This is a genomic window from Xanthomonas sp. MUS 060 (assembly GCF_000963215.1).
In the GTDB taxonomy this organism is placed as follows: Bacteria; Pseudomonadota; Gammaproteobacteria; order Xanthomonadales; family Xanthomonadaceae; genus Xanthomonas_A.
Genome location: NZ_JZIM01000075.1, coordinates 1 through 2,362, shown reverse-complemented (window position 1 = coordinate 2,362; position 2,362 = coordinate 1). Strand labels below are relative to the sequence as shown.

Here is a 2,362-nt window from a genome sequence, read left to right as displayed (position 1 = left end):
ACTGGCGATCTGGGGCGTTGGCGTGCCGATGGCATGCTGGAGTTTGTGGGACGTAACGATCATCAGGTCGGTCAAGATCCGTGGTTTCCGCATCGAGTTGGGCGAGATCGAGGCCCGGTTGAGCGCGCATGCGGATGTGCGCGAGAGTGTGGTGGTGGCGCTGGAAGATGCCACGGGCAGCGACAAGCGATTGGTGGCGTATTGGGTTGCGACGCAGGATGCGACGCACGAGTCCCTTGGCGTGGAAAGTTTGCGTAGTTGGCTGTCGGACACGTTGCCGGATTACATGGTACCGGCGGCTTATGTGCAGTTGGATCGCCTAGCGACAAGCGATTGGTGGCGTATTGGGTTGCGACGCAGGATGCGACGCACGAGTCCCTTGGCGTGGAAAGTTTGCGTAGTTGGCTGTCGGACACGTTGCCGGATTACATGGTACCGGCGGCTTATGTGCAGTTGGATCGCCTACCAACCACTGACCCCGAACGGGGCAAGCAAGCTGGATCGCAACTGGATCGCAAGGCAGGCATTACCCGCGCCGGATGCTACAGCCTATGCCGCGCCTGCGTATGAAGCACCGCAGGGTGAGGTCGAACACACCATTGCCGCGATCTGGCGTGAGCTGCTGGGTCTGGAGAGCATCGGGCGGCACGACAACTTCTTCGCGCTTGGTGGGCATTCGTTGTTGGCGGTACGGGTCGCTTACCCGCGCCGGATGCTACAGCCTATGCCGCGCCTGCGTATGAAGCACCGCAGGGTGAGGTCGAACACACCATTGCCGCGATCTGGCGTGAGCTGCTGGGTCTGGAGAGCATCGGGCGGCACGACAACTTCTTCGCGCTTGGTGGGCATTCGTTGTTGGCGGTACGGGTCGCTTCGCGCCTGCGTCAGGAATTGGGTGTCGAGATCGGCGTGGCGGAGCTGTTTGCCAATGCAACGCTGAAGGACCTTGCCGCGTGCGTGGCCTCTTCGTCCAGTGCGATCTTGCCACCGATCCTGCCATTGCAGCTGGATGCGCCGCGCGTGCTGTCCTTTGCACAACAGCGGCTCTGGTTCCTATCGCAGTTCGAGGGTGTCAGTGAGGCGTATCACATCAGCGGTGGCCTGCGTTTACGCGGGGCGCTGGATGCGCACGCACTGCAGCGTGCGTTGGATCGCATCGTGGCTCGACATGCGTCGCTGCGCACGACCTTTGCCCTTGTCGATGGGCAGGCGTTGCAGCACATCGCTGACGAGGACAGCGGTTTCCATCTGATCGATCACGATCTGCGTGAGGTGCCCGATCGCGAGGTTGTGCTGGAGCAGCTATTGGCGGATGAGGTGCAGACACCGTTCGCGCTGGAACAAGACCCGTTGATCCGTGGTCGACTGGTTCGGCTTGCCGATGACGAGTCCGTTCTCTTCGTCACGATTGCGTCAGGAATTGGGTGTCGAGATCGGCGTGGCGGAGCTGTTTGCCAATGCAACGCTGAAGGACCTTGCCGCGTGCGTGGCCTCTTCGTCCAGTGCGATCTTGCCACCGATCCTGCCATTGCAGCTGGATGCGCCGCGCGTGCTGTCCTTTGCACAACAGCGGCTCTGGTTCCTATCGCAGTTCGAGGGTGTCAGTGAGGCGTATCACATCAGCGGTGGCCTGCGTTTACGCGGGGCGCTGGATGCGCACGCACTGCAGCGTGCGTTGGATCGCATCGTGGCTCGACATGCGTCGCTGCGCACGACCTTTGCCCTTGTCGATGGGCAGGCGTTGCAGCACATCGCTGACGAGGACAGCGGTTTCCATCTGATCGATCACGATCTGCGTGAGGTGCCCGATCGCGAGGTTGTGCTGGAGCAGCTATTGGCGGATGAGGTGCAGACACCGTTCGCGCTGGAACAAGACCCGTTGATCCGTGGTCGACTGGTTCGGCTTGCCGATGACGAGTCCGTTCTCTTCGTCACGATGCACCACATACATCGTCTCGGATGGGTGGTCGATGGGGATTTTGATCAACGAGCTGAGCGTGTTGCGTCTCGGATGGGTGGTCGATGGGGATTTTGATCAACGAGCTGAGCGTGTTGTATCGGGCGTTCGCACGTGGCGAAGGAAGCCGATCCGCTGGCACCGTTGCCGATCCAGTACGCCGACTATGCAAGCTGGCAGCGGCAGTGGTTGACGGGAGATGTGTTGGAGCAGCAACCGATCCGCTGGCACCGTTGCCGATCCAGTACGCCGACTATGCAAGCTGGCAGCGGCAGTGGTTGACGGGAGATGTGTTGGAGCAGCAAGCGCGCGACTGGCGCAAGACGCTATCGGATGCGCCGGTGTTGCTGGAGCTGCCAACGGATCGTCCGCGTCCGCCTCAGCAGGACCATGCCGGCGCGATGT

4 protein-coding genes and 3 pseudogenes are annotated in these 2,362 nt (G+C 61.4%); 6 read left to right on the top strand and 1 reads right to left on the bottom strand.

The window, feature by feature from the left end:
- Nucleotides 1-28: 28 nt before the first annotated feature.
- The 4 genes and pseudogenes from XANALMUS060_RS22515 to XANALMUS060_RS22500 form a co-directional block, all read left to right on the top strand.
- Nucleotides 29-262: pseudogene (locus XANALMUS060_RS22515) on the top strand (hypothetical protein); the annotation flags it as partial.
- A gap of 74 nt (nt 263-336) precedes the next feature.
- Nucleotides 337-570, top strand: a complete 234-nt coding sequence (locus XANALMUS060_RS22510) for a hypothetical protein (RefSeq protein ID WP_235430604.1) — start codon at nt 337-339, stop codon at nt 568-570.
- A pseudogene (locus tag XANALMUS060_RS22505) lies at nt 497-649 on the top strand (hypothetical protein); the annotation flags it as partial. The gene XANALMUS060_RS22510 and the pseudogene XANALMUS060_RS22505, both read left to right, overlap by 74 nt.
- Nucleotides 650-771: 122 nt before the next feature.
- A pseudogene (locus XANALMUS060_RS22500) lies at nt 772-900 on the top strand (phosphopantetheine-binding protein); the annotation flags it as partial.
- 207 nt (nt 901-1,107) lie between these two features.
- Here XANALMUS060_RS22500 and XANALMUS060_RS22495 read toward each other — a convergent pair.
- Nucleotides 1,108-1,248 (bottom strand): hypothetical protein, encoded by a 141-nt coding sequence (locus tag XANALMUS060_RS22495; protein WP_235430603.1) that lies wholly within the window; start codon nt 1,246-1,248, stop codon nt 1,108-1,110.
- 109 nt (nt 1,249-1,357) lie between these two features.
- Here XANALMUS060_RS22495 and XANALMUS060_RS21620 point away from each other — a divergent pair, with 109 nt between their 5' ends.
- Together XANALMUS060_RS21620 and XANALMUS060_RS21615 are read left to right on the top strand one after the other, a co-directional pair.
- Nucleotides 1,358-2,035, top strand: coding sequence for a condensation domain-containing protein (locus XANALMUS060_RS21620; protein WP_045739440.1), 678 nt, complete (start codon nt 1,358-1,360; stop codon nt 2,033-2,035).
- A partial coding sequence (locus tag XANALMUS060_RS21615; RefSeq protein ID WP_045739439.1) for a hypothetical protein occupies nt 2,023-2,362 on the top strand: 340 nt, incomplete at its 3' end. The genes XANALMUS060_RS21620 and XANALMUS060_RS21615, both read left to right, overlap by 13 nt.